15 protein-coding genes are annotated in these 18,553 nt (G+C 58.5%); 14 read left to right on the forward strand and 1 reads right to left on the reverse strand.

Annotated features, from left to right (window positions below):
- Positions 1–459: 459 nt before the first annotated feature.
- A complete protein-coding gene (nodD1, locus tag GGD63_RS28230; protein WP_183246721.1) occupies positions 460–1,404 on the reverse strand; it encodes a transcriptional regulator NodD1 in 945 nt (314 codons plus the stop codon).
- Positions 1,405–1,597: 193 nt separating this feature from the next.
- Here nodD1 and GGD63_RS28235 point away from each other — a divergent pair, with 193 nt between their 5' ends.
- From GGD63_RS28235 to GGD63_RS28300, 14 genes are all read left to right on the forward strand, one after another.
- Positions 1,598–2,185: a NodY gene (locus GGD63_RS28235; protein WP_246785675.1), complete on the forward strand. Its 588-nt coding sequence runs from the start codon at positions 1,598–1,600 to the stop codon at positions 2,183–2,185.
- A gap of 54 nt (positions 2,186–2,239) precedes the next feature.
- Positions 2,240–2,872, forward strand: coding sequence for a NodA family N-acyltransferase (locus tag GGD63_RS28240; RefSeq protein WP_183246723.1), 633 nt, complete (start codon positions 2,240–2,242; stop codon positions 2,870–2,872).
- Entirely contained in the window at positions 2,869–3,528 is a 660-nt protein-coding gene (gene nodB / locus GGD63_RS28245; protein WP_183246725.1) for a chitooligosaccharide deacetylase NodB, read from the forward strand. The genes GGD63_RS28240 and nodB overlap by 4 nt, the downstream gene beginning before the upstream one ends.
- A 16-nt stretch (positions 3,529–3,544) precedes the next feature.
- Positions 3,545–4,921 (forward strand): chitooligosaccharide synthase NodC, encoded by a 1,377-nt coding sequence (gene nodC, locus GGD63_RS28250; protein ID WP_183246727.1) that lies wholly within the window; start codon positions 3,545–3,547, stop codon positions 4,919–4,921.
- An 11-nt stretch (positions 4,922–4,932) separates the two neighbouring features.
- Complete coding sequence (gene nodS / locus GGD63_RS28255; protein WP_183246729.1) at positions 4,933–5,562, forward strand: nodulation methyltransferase NodS; 630 nt, start codon at positions 4,933–4,935, stop codon at positions 5,560–5,562.
- Between the two features lie 13 nt (positions 5,563–5,575).
- Entirely contained in the window at positions 5,576–7,285 is a 1,710-nt protein-coding gene (nodU, locus tag GGD63_RS28260) for a nodulation protein NodU (RefSeq protein ID WP_183246730.1), read from the forward strand.
- Positions 7,286–7,293: 8 nt separating this feature from the next.
- Positions 7,294–8,208, forward strand: coding sequence for a nodulation factor ABC transporter ATP-binding protein NodI (gene nodI / locus GGD63_RS28265; protein ID WP_210316002.1), 915 nt, complete (start codon positions 7,294–7,296; stop codon positions 8,206–8,208).
- 3 nt (positions 8,209–8,211) lie between these two features.
- Positions 8,212–9,000 (forward strand): ABC transporter permease, encoded by a 789-nt coding sequence (locus GGD63_RS28270; RefSeq protein WP_183246732.1) that lies wholly within the window; start codon positions 8,212–8,214, stop codon positions 8,998–9,000.
- Positions 9,001–9,323: 323 nt separating this feature from the next.
- Complete coding sequence (locus GGD63_RS28275) at positions 9,324–11,363, forward strand: carbamoyltransferase (protein WP_183246734.1); 2,040 nt, start codon at positions 9,324–9,326, stop codon at positions 11,361–11,363.
- Positions 11,364–11,511: 148 nt separating this feature from the next.
- Complete coding sequence (locus GGD63_RS28280) at positions 11,512–12,618, forward strand: nodulation protein NodZ (RefSeq protein ID WP_283811992.1); 1,107 nt, start codon at positions 11,512–11,514, stop codon at positions 12,616–12,618.
- Positions 12,615–12,821, forward strand: coding sequence for a hypothetical protein (locus tag GGD63_RS28285; protein WP_183246736.1), 207 nt, complete (start codon positions 12,615–12,617; stop codon positions 12,819–12,821). The genes GGD63_RS28280 and GGD63_RS28285 overlap by 4 nt, the downstream gene beginning before the upstream one ends.
- Positions 12,822–13,453: 632 nt before the next feature.
- Positions 13,454–14,290, forward strand: coding sequence for an SDR family NAD(P)-dependent oxidoreductase (locus GGD63_RS28290; protein WP_183246738.1), 837 nt, complete (start codon positions 13,454–13,456; stop codon positions 14,288–14,290).
- A 185-nt stretch (positions 14,291–14,475) separates the two neighbouring features.
- On the forward strand, positions 14,476–16,299 hold the full coding sequence (gene nifA, locus GGD63_RS28295; protein WP_183246740.1) for a nif-specific transcriptional activator NifA: 1,824 nt from the start codon (positions 14,476–14,478) through the stop codon (positions 16,297–16,299).
- 551 nt (positions 16,300–16,850) lie between these two features.
- Positions 16,851–17,693 (forward strand): electron transfer flavoprotein subunit beta/FixA family protein, encoded by an 843-nt coding sequence (locus GGD63_RS28300; protein ID WP_183246742.1) that lies wholly within the window; start codon positions 16,851–16,853, stop codon positions 17,691–17,693.
- Positions 17,694–18,553 lie beyond the last annotated feature (860 nt).

An 18,553-nucleotide genomic window follows, 5' to 3' on the forward strand; every position in this document is an offset into this window, starting at 1 on the left:
ACCGTCAGGAGTCCCGAAGTTGATCGGTCTCGCCGCTTCCGGCGAGCCACGCGACAGGACCCGGTCGGTTGGTTAATGGCAGATCAACCCAGTGTCCGGCCAGTGCCGTGAGTTCGCCAAAGCGCCCAGTCGAGGGCCGCGTAGCGCAGCGTTAGTCACGGCGGCCAACCTACAACCTGACGCAGTGTGCGGTTCAAGCGATTTTATGGGGCAAGCCAAACATTATTGTACTGGAGGAGGCGTGTTGTGCCGCGATAGTGCTGGGCGCTGCCTGTTCGCGGTGCAAGCGCACCAAACCTCACCTGCGAGGTCACCACGCTCACGACTCGGCAAGTCTTCGCAGCCGATCGCCCGTCGCTGGCAGCTTGGCCACAGAGACGTTGAAGTGACGAAAGTGGCCGAGCAGGTCGAAGGATTGTTAGCGTGTTTGGAACGTGCCGAGAGTGGCTTACGGTGAGCCTAGCAGCGCCTGCGAGTTGGAGGCTCCTGATGCCCAGATGCCATGTTGGATGCTTCCTCCAGCAATATCCGCCGCATCCAAATGCTCGCCGGATCGGTATTGTGGAACGCAGGCCACTGCACAGCCTCGGTGAATGTGGGCAGCGGGAGCGGCGGTTCGACGATCCGCAGTGGCATCCGCTTTTCGAAGTGTTTGGCGAGTCGTAAGGGCATTGTGCCGATACGGCCTGTGTCTAACAATATGGGCGGAATCAGGCTAAAGCCCTGCACAACGATCTCAATGCGTCTCTTGACGCCGTGCTCAAGCAAGAACCATTCTTCGATGTTTGGTCTGAGCGCCCGTCCGAACTTCGCCGTAACGTGCCCCATCGAAATGTATTTCTCGAATGTCAGCTGCCGCGATAGCTGCTTGTTCTCGCGGCATCCCACGCATACGAGGGTCTCGTCGAACAGCGTCGCCTTAGGATGCGCGCTCGACATGAACAGCTCCGGCAGAATGAGAAAGTCCACCTCGCCCCGGCGGAGCAGCTCATCGGGTTCATCGGAAAATGGCAGCAATTCGAAGCGCACCGCGGGAGCTTCCACTGCAATACGGTCCACAATTTTGCGAAGAAAGACGATCGTCATGAAATCGGAGAGGATGAACCTGAAGCGTCGGCTCGACTGAGTAGGGTCGAACGCGTCCCGCGATATGATCGAGAGTTGGATGTGCAGTAGGGCCTCGCGCACCGGACCTGCAAGCGCCTCCGCGCCAGGTGTAGGGACGAGCTCGCGACCTCTCATGGTGAATAGTTCATCGCGGAAATAGGTGCGCAGCCGCGCGATCGCGGCGCTCATAGCGGGCTGGCTCAGGTGAATCTTGCGCGCCGCCGCTGTGAGGTTGCGCTCCGTCATCAGAGCATCGAGCGCAACGAGAAGGTTTAGATCAAGTCCCTTGAACCGCATGTTGTAAGTCTATCCATCGTGTGGATGTGTTCCATCGGAACAATCGATTTTACCAAATTGCGGGACGTTGGATAGCAAACATCAGTTTGCAAAAGTAATCAGGCATACCACGATGGCTGCTGCTCGCTCACGCTGGCTCAGAGAAAAGCTCCTGGACGTGCGAGCAGCCGACGCATCCGCTTCGAGGGCGGCTATGGGCGCGCCGTGCGAGCCGCGTCGCTTCGTCTCGGTGCGAAAGTCGCTCGATCGAGACGCCAGGCAGATCTCCATAAACCTTGGTATGCGTGTTTCATCCGTTTCCATATTGCAGGTTTACCCGCGTACACTTGAGAGCGCGTTCAGCCGCATTCTAGTGTCGGGAAATAGCGGCAGGCGCAGATTGCGGATGCCCAGTAATTCAGGCGACTCTCCAAATGGCTTGCCTGTCCACCGCATTCAGGGCGTGTCGAATATGTATAAGAACCAGTGTGATCTGATGCCACTCGGTTGCGCCATCGATGAGGCGCCGCGCATCGAAGGCCTTCCCGCAGACGTCAAAACGTCGACAGAGATGCTAGACGAGGCGGAAAAGCTCCGTGGTGCAGACAGGTTCTGGCTAGTCCAATCGCCTCGCCGGCATCTTCCGGGATATCTCGCGCAGGGCATTGGCCGGATGACGAGTGCGAACCATGAGATCGCTTCGTCGCGAGCGAAGGCGCACGGCGCGGTGCAGGCGAGAAGTGCCGCGCTCCGACGGATCATGGCAGCTCATTTCAGTATTGATCAGCGGTTCGGCGACTAGCGAATTCTCGTGACCATCTCCGCTCATAATTCCACTGGCGCAAGGAAGCCCGCCATGAACATTGCCGCATCCCGGACTGCGGAAGCCCCTACTGCGCGCGCTCAAGTGCAGTGGAGCCTTCGCTGGGAAAACGAACTGCGGCTCGCTGATCATGCCGAGCTCGCCGAGTTCTTCCGCAAGAGTTACGGGCCGACCGGTGCGTTCAATGCGCAGCCATTTGAGGGCAACCGAAGTTGGGCCGGTGCAAGACCTGAGGTCCGCGTAATCGGTTACGACGCGCGCGGGATAGCTGCTCACGTCGGGCTACTACGCCGCTTCATCAATGTTGGTGGGGTCGATCTTCTCGTGGGCGAACTGGGGTTATACGCGGTGCGTCCGGATCTTGAGGGCCTGGGAATCAGCCATGCAATGCGCGTGATGTATCCCATGCTGCAGGAGCTTGGGATTCCATTCGGCTTTGGCACGGTTCGGCCTGCGCTTGCGAAACATATGACCCGACTGGTCGAAAGGCAGGGGCTCGCAACCCTCATGTCTGGCATTCGCGTCCGCTCCACGCATCCGGATGTCTATCCCAATTTGCCGCCGATCCGGATCGAAGACGTGATCGTAGTGGTTTTTCCGGTTGGACGCTCGATAAGCGAGTGGCCGGCCGGGACGATCATCGATCGGAACGGGCCCGAGTTGTGAAAGAGCTTTTCCCCCTATCTGCTGTCCGTTGCGACTACGCTGACGTGAGTGGAAGTTGCCCCGTCTATTTGACCTTTGATGATGGGCCAAATCCATTTTGCACGCCAGAGGTGCTCGATGTGCTGGCGCAACATCGGATTCCGGCGACGTTCTTCGTGATCGGCACGTACGCGGCCGAACAACCTGAACTCATTCGACGAATGATCGCGGAAGGGCACGAGGTTGCGAACCACACGATGACGCATCCGGATCTATCCAGATGCGGACCAGCGGAGGTACGCGATGAAGTTCTGGCGGCGAGCGAGGCGATCCGTTCGGCGTGCCCGCAGGCCTCACCCAGGCACATGCGAGCACCTTACGGCATGTGGACACAAGAGGTGCTCGCTGTGTCAGCGAGCGCTGGTCTCACAGCTGTGCACTGGTCGGTCGATCCGAGAGATTGGTCCCGCCCCGGGGTTGATAGAATTGTGAATTCAGTACTGGCGAGCGTTCGCCCGGGTGCAATTGTGCTCCTGCACGACGGATATCCTCCTGATGAGGAGCGACCGTGCACTGATGCCACGCTGCGCGATCAGACCACCATCGCGCTGTCACAACTGATCCCGGCGCTACAACGGCGCGGGTTTGTAATCCGTCCATTCCCTCAACTTCACTGAAAAAAACTGACACCCTATGGACCTGCTCGCTACAACAAGTGCTGTCGCTGTTTCGTCTTATGCGCTGCTCTCGACGATCTACAAGAGCGCGCAAGCGCTATATGCCCAACCGGCGACGAACCCATCGCTGCAGGACAACCTGGGACGATCAGAAGCGGTCCTTCCCAGTGTAGACGTCATCGTACCGTGCTTCAACGAGGATCCAATCACGCTCGCCCAATGTCTGGAGTCGCTTGCGAGTCAAGACTACACCGGAAAGCTACAGGTGTATGTGGTCGACGACGGATCTGCAAATCGCGACGTTGTCGCGCCTGTACACAAAATCTATGCGAACGATCCGAGGTTCAGCGTCATCTTGCTGGCAAACAACGTTGGAAAGCGCAAGGCGCAGATCGCCGCAATACGCAGCTCATCCGGTGACTTGGTCCTCAACGTCGACTCGGATACGATACTTGCCGCTGACGTTGTCACGAAGCTTGTATTGAAGATGCACGACCCGGAAGTCGGTGCGGCCATGGGTCAGTTGATAGCGAGCAACCGCAGCCAAACCTGGCTGACCAGGTTGATCGATATGGAATACTGGTTGGCATGCAACGAGGAGCGCGCGGCGCAGGCGCGTTTCGGTGCCGTCATGTGCTGCTGCGGTCCATGTGCCATGTATCGTCGCTCCGCGCTCGCCTTGCTTCTCGATCAATACGAAGCCCAATTCTTTCGTGGGAAGCCGAGCGATTTCGGCGAGGATCGCCATCTAACGATCCTCATGCTCAAGGCGGGATTTCGAACGGAATACGTCTCGGACGCGATCGCAGCAACAGTCGTCCCGGACAGCCTTGGGCCATATCTACGTCAGCAACTCCGCTGGGCGCGCAGTACCTTCCGGGACACGTTCCTTGCATTACGCCTGCTGCCAGAGCTCGACGGCTATCTGACGCTAGACGTTATCGGGCAAAATCTCGGCCCGTTGCTTCTCGCCCTGTCATCACTGGCTGCGCTCGCACAGCTCCTAATCGCCGGCTCTGTACCCTGGTGGACGGGATTGACGATTGCAGCAATGACAATGGTCCGCTGCAGTGTGGCAGCCCTTCGTGCTCGCGAACTGCGGTTTCTCGGCTTCGCGCTCCACACACCGATCAATATCTTTCTCTTACTTCCTTTGAAGGCCTATGCGCTTTGTACCTTGAGCAACAGCGATTGGCTATCGCGCAAGGTCGCCAATGTGCCGGCCGAAGGGGAAAAGCAGTCTGTCATCCTGCACCCGAACGCTGGACGAAGTGCTGCAGGTAAATGGGGAATGTCTGGAACAATTCATAAGGCGGGGCTTTCGAGCCCTGAATCGAGCCTGACGGCAACGAAGAGTGTTTGCGGTTGCGATCGTTCGACCGCCTGCAAGTAGGTGATAGGCTCATGATCCCGGACGCAAACCATCAGCTATTAGAGCGAGAGTTGTCTGCCGACGATCCATGGCGCCTCGACAGTAGTTCCTTCGAGCAGGAGCGATACGCGCAAATGCTCCGGATGTCGCGTTGCAATGGAGACGTTGCGTGTGCCCTCGAAGTGGGATGTGCAGCCGGTGCATTCACCGGCATGCTGGCGCCGCTATGCGGACGACTCACCGTGGTCGATGTCATGCCGCAGGCCATCGAGCGAGCGCGACGACGGACCAGGAAGTGGTCGCATATCACGTGGGTGACCTCCGACATCCAGCGGTTCTCGACCACCGAGCGGTTCGATTTGATTGTCGTGGCCGAAGTTCTTTACTACCTCAAGGACATTGTCGAGATGCATGCGGCTATCCGCAACCTAGTGAGTATGCTTGCGCCAAATGGAGCTCTGATTTTCGGGTCGGCACGTGATGCCACATGTCAACGATGGGGCCATGCTGCTGGTGCCGAAACGGTGATCGCTCTCTTCAACGAGACCCTATCGGAGGTCGAGCGTCTGCATTGCCACACCGAGTCGGTCAACGAAGACTGCTTGATCGTCCGGTTCCGGAAGCCGGGTCATTCGTCAGAACAATCAAACGTCGGCCACTAGACCAGGGGATCATATGCGCATCTGCGGCATCAAGTTAACACATGACGGGGCAATCGCTGTCGTCGAGGACGGGCGGCTTGTCTTTTGCACCGAGCAAGAGAAGCGCGGCAACAGTCCACGCTATCAATCCGTCGAGAATCTCGATGCAGTCGTGCTCGCCTTGGCGGAGCATGGCCTGGATCCGCAGGATATCGATCAGTTCGTCATCGACGGCTGGGATGGGGAGATTGAGTCGCAGTTCCAGGTCCTAAGTGGCGCTGTGCCGATCGCGCTGAAAGGGGCGCCGTATGTCGAGCGCCATGCTGAGGGCCTTCTTGATTCCGTCGACGGCTTTGGCCTGATCCTCGGAGGCAAGGTGTTTCCATATAAGAGCTACCCGCACGTCACGGGCCACGTCGCGTCAGCATATAGCACCAGTCCCTTTGCCAGCGCGGGAAAACCCGCGTTCTGCCTGGTATGGGACGGCTGCATCTTTCCACGTCTTTACTATGTGGAAACCCGGGGGGCACGGCTCATTGCATCCCTGTTTCCGATGATCGGCCATGCCTATGCTGCCGCGGGCCTTCACTTCGGCCGTTACAAGCAGCCGAACCGCTCCAGTTGGGATTTGGGCATCGCCGGCAAGCTGATGGCTTACATCGCGCTTGGCTCTGTCGACGAAAGCATTGTGGCAGTGTTTCAGGAGCTCTATGAAAAGCGCTTCGCCGCTGACACGGAGCAGGCTCGTCGCTACCGCGCTGACATCAACAATGCGGAATCGTCGCTTGCAGCTATGCACGACTTCTTCGAGGTAAGCGCATTGCGCCTGACGGCCAAGCGAGCGGAGGACGTCCTTGCGTCGTTTCATGTGTTCGTGGAACGTCTTCTTGTCAAGGAAATGGCGATGGTTCTGCTGCGACACTCGTCGCTTCCAGGAGCGCGAAATCTATGTATCGCCGGAGGTTGCGGTCTCAATATCAAGTGGAACAGCGCGCTTCGTGCGGCGGGATTGTTCGATGACGTTTGGGTGCCGCCGTTTCCGAATGACAGCGGCTCGGCAATCGGCGCTGCTTGCGGCGCGATGGCGGCGCAAAATGGCTTCGGGCCGTTGGAATGGTCAGTCTACAGTGGTCCGGACCTGCAGGACAGCGAGCTTCCGCCGGATTGGCAGGCGGCGCCATGCAGTCTGCGTGAACTTGCGGCGATTCTGGCCGACAACAAGCCGGTCATCTTCCTTTCCGGGCGCGCCGAGCTTGGGCCGCGGGCGTTGGGCGGCAGAAGCATTCTTGCAGCGCCGACCTCCCCAGCAATGAAGGATCATCTCAACGACATCAAGCGTCGCGAGCACTTCCGGCCAGTGGCGCCGATCTGTCTGGAGGACCGGGCGCCAGAAATTTTCAGCCCAGGTACGCCAGATCCTTACATGCTTTTCGATCACCAGACCCGGGCGGAATGGCGCGACAAGGTCCCCGCTGTGGTCCATCTTGACGGCTCCGCCCGGCTGCAGACAATCTCCCGCAACTCTCCGCACAAAATCGCCGCGCTTCTCGTCGAATTTGAGCAACTCACGGGGATACCGCTGCTCTGCAACACGAGCGCCAACCTCCACGGACGGGGATTCTTCCCGGATGCTGCCGCGGCCTGCCAATGGGGGCGTGTCGAGCATGTGTGGTGCGACGGCCAGCTCTGGACCAACACGGTGGTAAGGAAGCCATTGTCGGCCGAGCGACTTCTGTCAGCCTAAGAGTGACCATGTCCACCGTAGCAATCGACCTTGCCGGCGTGAAAAAGTCATTTGGCGACAAGGTCATCGTCAATGAACTATCGTTCTCGGTTGCGCGCGGAGAATGCTTCGGCCTGCTCGGCCCAAATGGAGCTGGCAAGAGCACGATCGCGCGTATGCTCCTTGGCATGATTTCGCCGGACGCAGGCAAGATTACAGTCCTCAACGAGCCTGTGCCTTCCCGCGCTCGTGTGGCGCGTGTGCGCATCGGCGTGGTGCCGCAGTTCGATAACCTTGAACTCGAGTTCACCGTTCGAGAGAACCTGCTCGTGTTTGGTCGCTATTTCGGCATGAGCGCTCGCAAGATCGAGGCGGTCGCGCCATCGCTGCTCGAGTTTGCGCGCCTCGAAAGCAAGGCGGACGTGCGCGTCTCCGAGTTGTCCGGTGGCATGAAACGGCGGCTGACGCTGGCGCGTGCGCTAATCAATGACCCGCATCTGCTCGTGATGGACGAGCCGACGACTGGTTTGGATCCGCACGCCCGCCACCTGATTTGGGAACGTCTGCGAGTTCTGCTTGCGCGGGGCAAGACGATTCTCTTGACCACTCACTTCATGGAAGAGGCCGAACGCCTGTGCGATCGGCTGTGTGTCCTCGAGGGTGGACGCAAGATCGCCGAAGGCAAGCCGGACGGCCTGATCGATGAGCATATTGGCTGCAACGTGGTCGAAATCTATGGCGGTGATCCACATCAGCTCTGCGAGTTGATCAGGCCGCATGCACGGCACATCGAAGTGAGTGGAGAGACGCTCTTTTGTTATGCGCCATATCCGGACCAGGTACGCGTGAAACTGCGCGGGCGAGCGGGCCTTCGTATTCTGCAGCGCCCCCCGAATCTCGAGGACGTGTTTTTGCGGCTGACCGGGCGCGAGATGGAGAAGTGAGCGATGGGTGAAAATTATGCGGCGGTGATGCCCGCTAACGCGTACAATTGGATTGCGGTATGGCGTCGGAACTTCCTAGCATGGAAGAAAGTCGCACTTGCATCGATTCTCGGCAACCTCGCAGATCCTATAGCCAATCTGTTTGGCCTCGGCTTTGGCCTTGGACTGATCGTGGGGCGCGTTGAGGGGACGTCGTACATCGCGTTCCTGGCGGCAGGCATGGTCGCGACCAGCGCCATGACGTCCGCGACCTTTGAAACCATGTATGCAGCCTTTGCACGCATGGACGCCAAGCGCACCTGGGAAGCAATCCTCTCCACTCAGCTCACGCTTGGCGACATCGTTCTGGGTGAACTGGTGTGGGCGGCCAGTAAGTCCGTTCTGGCCGGAACAGCGATCGGGATCGTCGCTGCCACGCTGGGTTATGCGTCATGGCCATCCATTCTGTATGCGATGCCAACAATCGCCCTTACTGGCCTTGTCTTCGCCAGCCTTGCGATGGTCGTCATATCTCTTGCTCCAAGTTACGATTACTTCGTATTTTACCAGACACTTGTCCTCACTCCTATGGTGTTTTTGTGTGGGGTGGTCTTTCCGACGAGCCAACTGCCCGGCTCATTTCAGCATTTCGCCGGCTTGTTGCCTCTCGCACATTCGGTCGACCTTATTCGCCCAGCGATGCTTGAGCGTGGCGCCGACAGCGCTGCCCTGCACGTAGGTGCGCTCTGCGTTTACGCGGTCTTGCCCTTCTTCGCGTCGACAGCACTATTTCGTCGCCGGCTGATGCGTTGACGTGAGTTCAGCGAAAATGGAGAAAGTCACATCGATGCAATGTCACGATGCGTATTGCGGTAGCTCGGGATGACCTGGTCTGTCACAGCAACTGCTGCAATGGCCTTAAGAGGCCCAGATCGAGCAAGGTCTACGGCCGCCTGTTCGGTCGATCGGTGCGGACGCCAGCACCGTACTTTCTGAGCGCCAGTCGCTAGGCGCCGAGATGGACTTTGCAAAGTTGTGTTGTGCTGTCTGACCCGCGCAACCGACGGAGCGTGACTGTAAAGATTTGATAGGTGGGACGCAGTTGGCGTTCTCGGCATGATCATATGGAGAACGGGATGTTGTGCCTGGGAGTGAGTGGCGGACTTGACAGAATCTATGAAAGCTCGCCGGAGCTGCCGAATACATTTCTGCACGATGGCGCTGCGGTTCTTGTGCAGGATGGCCGCGTGATTGCTGCTGTCGAAGAGGAGCGCCTCAACCGCGTCAAGCACTCCAACAAGTTCCCGAGCAATTCGATCCGGTACTGCCTCTCTACCGCAGGGGTTGAGCTCGGCGAGATCGACCGTATCGCGTTCTACGCGACTGAAGCCTACTGCAATACCATGCTCGAGCGTCTTTCTGTTTCTCAGCCCGTTCCGTTGGACGCCAAACTGTTGCTGCGCCAGCTGCTGGCACGGGAGTTCGGCGCTGAGATCGATCCGTCGCGGCTTTCCTTCGTGAATCACCACGAAGCGCATGCCGTGAGCGCGTTTGCCATGTCCGGCTTCGAGCAAAGTCTCGTTTTTGCGATCGACGGCGGTGGCGATTTTCTCTCCGGCTTATTGGCGGTGGGGTCTGGCACCGAAATTGCGCAACTTGCAAGCTTCCCGGAACATAACTCCTTGGGGCTGTTCTATCTCGAGACGATCCGATATCTCGGCTACGGGTTGTTCGACGAGTACAAAGTGATGGGGCTTGCCCCGTATGGTGATCCCGCTCCCTATCGCGAGCTCTTCGCGCAGTTCTACGAGTTGCTGGAAAACGGTGGCTATCGCGTTCACCTGGATCGGATCGGTCCGGCCCTGGTCCGCAAGATCGAGGTTCGGCGAAAAGGAATGCCATTCACCCAACAGCATCGAGATGTCAGCGCTTCGCTGCAGGAGGCGCTGGAGCGGATCGTGTTTCACATCCTGCGGCATCATCGTGAAGCGACGGGCATGACACGCTTGTGCTTGGCTGGGGGAGTAGCCCATAATTGCACGCTGAACGGTAAGCTGCTTTATTCCGGGCTATTTGACGACATCTTTGTTCAACCCGCGGCGCACGACGCCGGTTGCGCGCTCGGCGCTGCGTTGATGGTGTCAAACGAGCTGGGCAGGCCGGCGCCGCGGGAGCGACTGCCGGACGTTTATTGGGGGCCCGATCTCGGCAGCGAGCAAGCCGTAGAGCATGAGCTCAACGCATGGTCAGGCCACCTCGACATTGAACGAAGTGATGACATAGCATCCAGTGCGGCAGACTGGATGGCAAATGGCGCTGTAATCGGCTGGGTTCAGGGCCGCTCTGAGTTCGGCCCACGTGCGCTTGGTAACCGCAGCATTCTTGCGGACCCGCGGCCTGCGGAAAACAAGGACCGCATCAACGCGATGGTCAAGAAGCGCGAGGGCTATCGCCCCTTTGCGCCATCTGTTCTGGAGGAGGATGCGAGCGAGTTCTTTGAGCTCCCGGACGGCACGCGGCAGCTCCCCTTCATGAACTTCGTGGTTCGTGTGCGTGAAGCCAAGCGTAACGTGCTCGGTGCGATCACACACGTTGATGGGACCGCTCGGCTGCAGACAGTATCGCGCAAGGCAAACCCCACCTATTGGGATGTAATTGATGCGTTCAAGAGGCGAACGGGCATCCCAGTTCTTCTGAATACCTCATTTAACAACAATGCCGAGCCGATCGTGGAGTCCGTGTCAGATGCGATCACCACGTTCTTGACGACTGACCTGGACGGACTTGTCGTTGGGCCGTTCCTCGTCAGAAAGCGGCCAGCATCACTGCAGGATTGGAGTGCACTGGGCGTTTCATTGCCGCCGTATGCATCCCTTCATCGTGTTCGCTCCCACACAGCGCCAGATCGTCAGGAAACGGTCTGCGAGATCCGCACGGGACGTTCCGCCCACGATAGTATGCGTATCTCACACGAGCTTTTCGAGATCTTGATGCGGATCGAGGGCGAGGCGTCGCTCGGCTGGCTTCTCGAGGCAACCATGCAGGACCAGGCCAAGCGTGAAGATCTCGTAAAGGAACTGCGGCTCGTGTGGGAGCTGCGGGGCGTTCGGCTGCATCCGCCGCGCGCGGCTGCGGCTGCAATAAAGTGCAAAGCGAAACAGAGCCGGAACTCATGAGCATGGCCATGCCTATGCCTGCATGTGAGGAGGCCAGGCCATCCGACGCATGGCGGCATCCGACTGAAATCGGGCACGTCGACGCAACACCGATCAAGAAAAGACGGAAAGGGTTGCGAGAACGCGGCCCATCACGGATAGCGCTGCTATGAAGTTCTACCGACGCAGCTCGCCGGCACCGCGATTTCAGACCGTGACGTCGGACAAGATGATACGTGAGACGTCTGCAATGACGTCTGTTGTCCAACCAGGAGCCCGGGAAGAGGCAATGCAGAGCGGTTCGAAGAATGATAGGTTCGTAGTTTCCCGGCGACGCACGGGGTTCGGCGACTGCCTGTGGTCACTGGCGGCAGCTTGGCGTTTTGCAAAGCAGACAGGACGGACGCTAGCCATCGATTGGAGGGGATCTTGCTATCTCGATGAGCCATCCACCAACGCCTTTCCAATCTTCTTCGAACCGGTTCAAGACATTGCTGGCGTGCGGGTGATTTGCGACGACAAGATCAATCAGTGTTCATTTCCGGGACCATTCTTCCCGACTTGGTGGAACAAGCCATCCATCGATTGCGTCTATCGCCCGGACGAGCAGATTTTCCGGGAGCGCGACGAACTCGATCAACTGTTCCAAAGTCACAAAGATAGTGACGCTAACACAGTTGTGTGTGATGCGTGCCTGATGTGGCGCTGCGATCAGGAGGCCGAACGAGAAATCTTCCGGAGCATCAAGCCACGACCTGAAATTCAGGCTCGGATTGATGCTATCTACCGCGAGCACTTTGAGCCGTACAGCGTAATCGGCATCCATGTCCGGCATGGCAACGGCGAGGACATTATGGGGCATGCTCCCTACTGGGCTGACCCGGAGCGCGCCTTGCGACAGGTCTGTAATGCCATTGATAAGGCTAGGGGGTTACCCCACGCAAAACCCGTGAAGGCTTTCCTGTGCACGGACAGCGCGATCGTCCTTGAGAAGGTTTCGACTATATTTCCTGATGTGTTCACGATTCCAAAACAGTTCCAGGCACCTCAGGCCGGCCCATTGCACAACGCCGCGCTCGGAGCCGAGGGCGGCTTTTCCGCCCTCATCGATATGTATCTCCTTGCGCGCTGCGATACCGTGATCCGCTTTCCCCCGACGAGCGCGTTCACGCGCTATGCGCGTCTCTTTGCCCCACGCGTTATAGAATTCGATTTGGACGATCCGAGCCGATTGATCCTGATTGAAGAATCCTCGCAAGAGCTCGTGGCTTCATGAAAGTCGTAGCCCGCCTGATCGATCTGATTGCCGCTTTTTGCATCCAGCAGTATTGGCAGATCTTTTCGGGGCGGCAATTGTCTGTCCAATGTGAAGCTCTGTCGCGGACTTCCACCGAAGAACAGCGCGACGCGGGGTCCGAATGTCTTCCGCTGAAGATCGACGTTGACAACAATGACCTTAACGTGCTGCCGCCCCGCTAAACAGGTGTAACACGTCTTCGTCTTCGGCTCGGGGAGGCCGCAAGTCGGAGCTAATCGGTGGTCGGTCGCGGCTGGACATTTCGAAAGCGTCTCCGTTCAGCCGGCGAGTTCCGTCTTACGGTCGGTACTCGCTGGTGTGAACCGGCGCTCTCGAGATTCACTATTTTGAAGAAACATTCAGTACGCCAGGTCGTGGTCCGGGATCAATCCGCCCCGCGATGTGCCAGTGCTGGACACAGCAGAGCAGGGCGCGATGAAGTCGGCCGCAGTTGCGGACAAATCTAACGTACGAAGTGGGTAACGTCAGCTTTCGAGTTGAAGCGGCTACTGGCGGCGGCCGCTATCCTGGTCGATCGTTGCCCGACGAGAGCGCTGGCCATTTCTTGGCTCTTCCAGTTGTGCGATCAGGAAAGAGAGCGCGGCTCGTTGCCTTATCTTTACGAAGGCGAGTGTGCTCGCGACATTACGTAGCTGATGCACCATCGCTGTCACAAAGCACACGCAGCGTGCCTTGAACCCGCCAAGCATTCCGCGTGCGCGACATTAGGACGCAAAACGGAAGCGGATTTACATGCATCGCAGTGGCCCAAATCCTGCTACGCGTGCGGCGCGCAACTGGAGAGGAGGCGGGCGTGGGTCTGGATCTGCCAAATGACGATCTAATCAGAGGCCCGCTGCCCGAGACACATTTGGCTTGCCCCTTTCAGGTCGATAAAGCCCGTGTTCATGGCGGAGAACAGAAGGCGATGTTGCTCACCGGAGCATCGCGCGGAATTGGTCATGCCACTGCCAAGCTGTTCTCGGAGGCGGGCTGGCGCATCATTTCTTGCGCGCGTCAACCGTTCGACGGCGAGCGATGCCCCTGGGAGGCAGGGAACGAAGATCATGTCCAGATCGACCTCAGCAATCATCGAATGCTGCCGCGCGCGATCACTGAGGTCAAGAAACGCTTGGCCGGTGCACCTTTGCACGCGCTAGTGAACAATGCCGGTGTTTCGCCGAAAACACCCGCTGGCGATCGAATGACGTCGTTGACGACGTCAATCGAGACTTGGATGAAGGTGTTCCATCTCAATCTGGTGGCCCCGATCCTGTTGGCGCAGGGCCTGTTTGACGAGCTAAGAGCCGCGTCAGGATCGATCGTGAATGTGACTTCGATTGCGGGCTCGCGGGTGCACCCGTTTGCCGGCAGTGCCTATGCGACGTCGAAAGCTGCGCTTGCGAGCCTCACACGCGAAATGGCCCACGATTATGCGCCGCATGGCATTCGCGTGAATGCGATCGCGCCCGGCGAAATCAGGACGGACATGTTATCGCCCGATACAGAAGCGCGTCTCGTGCCAAGTATCCCGCTGCGCAGAGTGGGAACCCCGGATGAAGTGGCCAAGGTCATCTTTTTCCTGTGCTCAGATGCGGCGAGCTATGTCACGGGGGCCGAGGTGCCGATCAATGGTGGGCAACATCTGTGAATCGGCCGGCCTTGGCGACGCAGCTGACTTGAGCTGCAGCAGCGGTGCTTATGTTCTCCGCTGACGACGCGCACGCAATCCGCAAAAATGAAATGAAAGCACACCGTAAGTTTACCGTCGTGCCATGAAAAGGTGTCACGGTTCTATGTCATCTCGTCAACACTTGGCGTTAGATCGAGAGTGACATGCAAAACGAAGCTCGCCAACCGGGACAAAGTACCAGGGAGGATGATCAAGAGAACGGAGCCCGCCTCATGCTGGATATACCTTCCTCACGTGAAAGGCCTGCCTCGCAACCTGAGCCGGAGGGTAAGCTCTCGGGGGAGCCGTTGCGTGAGAGCACGCTAACCGGCATCTTCGAAATATCGAAAATACTCGCCGCTCCCTCGCGGCTCGAAGTCACGTTGGCCAACGTTGTTGGTCTTCTGCAGTCGTTTGTGCAGATGCGACACGGCATCGTCTCACTGCTCGATGACGACGGCATGCCGGACATTACAGTGGGCGCCGGCTGGAGCGAAGGCAGCGACGAAGGTTATCGGATGCGATTGCCGCGGACGGCAATCGACCAGATCATCGCGACGGACAGGCCTCTTGTCGTCGAGAACGTGGCCGCCGAGCCGTTATTCAGCGCTGCCGACCGGGAAGTGCTCGGCGCCTCGGATGATATGCCAGTGTCGTTCATCGGGGTTCCGATTCGCATTGATCCGAAGGTCGTGGGTACGCTGACGGTTGACCGCATCCGCGACGATAGCTCGAGTCTCGGGCTCGAGTACGATGCGCGACTGCTCGCCATGATCGCTAACCTGGTGGGACAAACAGTGAAGTTACATCGCTTGTTCGCCTGCGATCGCGAACGACTGATGGCGGAGAAAGACCGGCTACAAAAGCAAGTACTAGAGCTCAGGCAACCCGCTCGGGAGCGCAAGAAGCTACCCGCCCATGGGATCATTGGCGACAGTCCAGCCCTGCGCGGGCTGCTCGAGAAGATTGCGGTTGTAGCCAGATCTAACAGCACGGTTCTGCTGCGTGGCGAATCCGGTACCGGAAAGGAACTAGTAGCCAAGGCCATTCACGAATCATCGTCCCGCGCCAGGCGCCCGTTCGTTAAGCTGAATTGCGCGGCGCTTCCTGAGACCGTCCTGGAATCCGAATTATTTGGACATGAAAAAGGCGCCTTTACCGGTGCGTTCAGCTCGCGCAAGGGGCGCTTCGAACTTGCCGACAAAGGAACGCTGTTTCTTGATGAGATCGGCGAGATCTCAGCTCCGTTCCAGGCGAAGTTGCTGCGCGTTCTGCAAGAGCAGGAGTTCGAGCGGGTCGGCAGCAACCAGACTGTTAAGGTCGATGTTCGAGTAATAGCTGCGACCAACAGGAACCTTGAAGAGGCCGTCGCAACGAGCGAGTTTCGCGCGGACCTTTACTATCGCATCAGTGTCGTTCCATTATTGTTGCCACCGCTGCGCGAAAGACGCAGTGATATTCCGCTGCTTGCGAGGGAGTTCCTCAGAAAGTTCAATAGCGAGAACGGCCGTACGCTGACCCTGGAGGCGAGTGCGATCGATGTACTGATGAACTGCGGCTTTCCGGGAAATGTCCGCGAACTCGAGAACTGCATCGAGCGTACAGCGACGCTGTGCGCCGGATCATCGATCGTGAGAAGTGACTTTGCATGCTGCCACGGCCAGTGCCTATCTGCGATGCTGTGGAAAAGCACGCAGGACGAGAGACCAGACCAGGCCGCACCCATGCCATCGGTGCCCGCAAAGTCCACCATTTCGCTAGCTCAGCCGACCCAGCCGGTCCAGTCTGTCGGCGGCGAACTGGCCTCACTGGGGCCTCCCGGCACGGTTCTCGTTAGTGGCGCGAAGATGGCCGACCGCGAACGGGTCATTGCGGCCATGGAAAGATCTGGCTGGGTGCAGGCGAAAGCAGCACGCCTGCTCGGACTAACGCCGCGCCAGATTGGCTACGCGCTGAGGAAATATGGAATCGAGATAAAGCGGTTCTGAACGACGACATCGGTCGGAACTGCTACTGCCAAATAGCTATACGAAGACGATCTCCGATAGGTAATCTCATCGCAATCTGAAGGAAATGGGTCCGCCCACGGGGGCGACTTGGCCCCGAGCGTCACCGTGCGCGCTTGCGGGACTGCTGTCGAAAGGCGGGCTCACCTGGCTCGATGACAGAGGACTTGCTCGCAATGACATACTTAGCGTCACCTGCGGGCCATGCAATCGCGAACAGTCGGTTGCTGAACATCTAACAAGCGTCAGGCCTATCCGTCGACAAGCTCGGACTAAGTCAACCGGTCCGCCGGCCGCTGGTGATTGGCGGCGGTGGTCTGCCGCAAGCCATCCTGGCCTCGCTCAGCTGGCGCGCCTTGCGGAAAAGCGCTGTCGCAGTCCTGACTATGTTAGCATTCGTTCGTCGGGAAGCGGGCTAGAGGGACGCATTACCCGGTCTAAGCCTCTGTGATGGCAAGCCGATCCCAAAAGGGCGGGCGATGGTACAACACTTGCTGTGCTCTCCGCACTGTCGCAGCTTTTGGAGCAACACCGTGCACAATGTCGTCTGCATCAAACAGGTTCCGGACTCGGCGCAGATCCGCGTGCACCCCGTGACCAATACAATCATGCGTCAGGGAGTGCCGACCATCATTAACCCATATGACCTCTTCGCCCTCGAGGCCGCGCTTGAGCTGCGCGATCGGTTCGGCGGCGAAATTACGGTGCTTACAATGGGACCGCCATCGGCGGAAGATTCTTTGCGAAAGGCGCTGACTTACGGCGCTGATCGCGCCGTCCTACTCACCGATCGCTGCTTTGCGGGCTCCGACACCCTGGCCACAACGTACGCACTTGCAACAGCCATCCGAAAAATCGGTAAGGAATATGGCCCGACAAACCTCATCTTCACGGGAAAGCAGACCATCGACGGCGATACGGCGCAGGTTGGGCCCGGCATCGCAAAGCGACTGGGCGTATTGCAGCTAACCTACGTTGCGAAAGTCAGATCCTTAGATCTCGCCGCCCATACAATTGAAGCGGAACGACGCTCCGAAGGTGGTGTTCAGGTGCTGCACACGAGGCTGCCGTGTCTGATCACAATGCTGGAGGCAACGAATCAGATTCGGCGCGGCGCGATGCCGGATGCCTTGCGTGCCGCACGTGCCCAAATCGTTAAATGGAGCGCAAACGATGCCGGAATCGAAGAGGTCTCCAAATGTGGCCTCAAGGGATCGCCGACCGTCGTCAAGCGAGTGTTCGCTCCCTCCGCGCGGGCTGAGAAGGCAGCGCTGGTCGACGCCGGCGAGCAACCGGCGCAGGCGTTGATTGACGCTATTTTCAAGCATCAGCCGAAGCTCGAAGCCGATCTTGCTGCACTTGTCCGTGACGCTTGATCCGAGCGAAACGGCCCAAGATGTACCAGCACCATGAGGCACCCGCGTCCAGTGAGCGCGCAAGATGTAGCTAGGCATCTCAGAACGCGACCATTCTGGTCCAGGGCGTTTCTTCGATTGCTCGCGATCACCTGGGACCGCATGTTCCGTAGGCCACGTGATGGCTCGATCGATGCCCCGAGTTGACCGCGATTGTCAGGCGCATCGACAAAGGGCCGCGCATGCGTCCCGATCCCACTATATGGCCGTGTTCGACGGCGTTGAGGCGACTGCTTCGCGCGTAGTTGTCACGAGCGAAGACGGATTACGTCAGCGGCCGGGATCACCATGCTAGCGCCCGAACCCCGAAAGGCTTGTCGCGCTGTTCAGGGCGTGAAGCCCACCTGTGTGGCACTCTGGACCAATCTCCGCGATTCAACATCCCTAAACCCATTGTGAGTGGCGGCTGGCTCTTCCGTCTGGTGTCCGACGGCCGTGCAAGCGCTGTCAGGTTCAATACACTTGCAATGAGGAATCGGTCGCGATTTTGTCGATGTATTCAGAATCTGTGGAGTGAGTGCACGAGTTGGCACGGTGATTGCTGTAAGCGTGCAAGAAGACAGCGTGGTGGCACTCGCGAACGTGAAACATAGGGGCGGTCTCTTTGAGAAGCTCGCGCCGGCCAGCAGCCCGCATTACGCGCAGCTTGCGGCCGAAGGCCCCAAGAGCCAGGTAGATGCGGATAGTCCTTGCAATGCTGTACGAAGCTCATAGCGGTTCGATCAACTGGCAGGAGCAGCAACCGCGAGTGCCTGCGCGGCGCAATATCTCACCATACGCTGCAAGCGAATGCTGTGGAATTCGCGGCATCGGACTTTTCG

The organism is Bradyrhizobium sp. cir1 (assembly GCF_014198245.1).
Lineage (GTDB): Bacteria > Pseudomonadota > Alphaproteobacteria > Rhizobiales > Xanthobacteraceae > Bradyrhizobium.

Coding starts and splice junctions, on each gene's coding strand:
- GGD63_RS28270 (WP_183246732.1), top strand. CDS start 8,212: ATGGGTGAAAATTATGCGGCGGTGATGCCCGCTAACGCGTACAATTGG.
- GGD63_RS28240 (WP_183246723.1), top strand. CDS start 2,240: ATGAACATTGCCGCATCCCGGACTGCGGAAGCCCCTACTGCGCGCGCT.
- GGD63_RS28235 (WP_246785675.1), top strand. CDS start 1,598: ATGGGCGCGCCGTGCGAGCCGCGTCGCTTCGTCTCGGTGCGAAAGTCG.
- nodU (WP_183246730.1), top strand. CDS start 5,576: ATGCGCATCTGCGGCATCAAGTTAACACATGACGGGGCAATCGCTGTC.
- GGD63_RS28280 (WP_283811992.1), top strand. CDS start 11,512: ATGAAGTTCTACCGACGCAGCTCGCCGGCACCGCGATTTCAGACCGTG.
- nodD1 (WP_183246721.1), bottom strand. CDS start 1,404: ATGCGGTTCAAGGGACTTGATCTAAACCTTCTCGTTGCGCTCGATGCT.
- nodC (WP_183246727.1), top strand. CDS start 3,545: ATGGACCTGCTCGCTACAACAAGTGCTGTCGCTGTTTCGTCTTATGCG.
- nifA (WP_183246740.1), top strand. CDS start 14,476: ATGCAAAACGAAGCTCGCCAACCGGGACAAAGTACCAGGGAGGATGAT.
- nodI (WP_210316002.1), top strand. CDS start 7,294: ATGTCCACCGTAGCAATCGACCTTGCCGGCGTGAAAAAGTCATTTGGC.
- GGD63_RS28275 (WP_183246734.1), top strand. CDS start 9,324: ATGTTGTGCCTGGGAGTGAGTGGCGGACTTGACAGAATCTATGAAAGC.
- GGD63_RS28285 (WP_183246736.1), top strand. CDS start 12,615: ATGAAAGTCGTAGCCCGCCTGATCGATCTGATTGCCGCTTTTTGCATC.
- nodS (WP_183246729.1), top strand. CDS start 4,933: ATGATCCCGGACGCAAACCATCAGCTATTAGAGCGAGAGTTGTCTGCC.